General features: G+C 69.9%; 1 pseudogene. It reads right to left on the bottom strand.

Annotation, left to right across the window (positions count from 1 at the left end):
- Nucleotides 1–491, bottom strand: a pseudogene (locus Q1A87_RS23750) (hypothetical protein); the annotation flags it as partial.

A 491-nucleotide genomic window follows, 5' to 3' on the forward strand; every position in this document is an offset into this window, starting at 1 on the left:
ATGTCCTCGTCGTTGACGCCATAGAGGTTGGACCCGGTCAGGGACTCGACCTCGAACTCGCCGGCCTGCGCGAGGGTATAGCCTTCGCGCTCCACGGTCGGACCGCCGAGCTCGACCGGCGTCGTGGTCTCGACCGTGTCGCCTTCCGCAACCGGCATCTCGGTCTCGACGGGGTCGGTCTCCGCAAGTGCGGGATCGGCGGTGACGTCGGATGCGGGCGCTTCCGGCTCGGTCGATTCCGATTGTGCCACCGTCTCGGGCGCTGGCTCGGTTTCGGTCGGCTCCTCGGCCATCAGCGGCTGCGCGGCATCACCCTCGGTGGGCTCAGCGCTTGCCTGGTCGGTCTCGGACGCTTCGGATCCCGCGCCGGCCTCCTGGAAGGTCACCGTCGGCTCGCCGGACTGGACGAACTCGACCTGCGGCTCGCCGGACGTGGTGACGTCGACCTGCGGATCGGCCTGCTCGAACCGGACCGTCGGCTCGGACCGCTC

Source organism: uncultured Jannaschia sp. (assembly GCF_947494055.1).
In the GTDB taxonomy this organism is placed as follows: Bacteria; Pseudomonadota; Alphaproteobacteria; order Rhodobacterales; family Rhodobacteraceae; genus Jannaschia.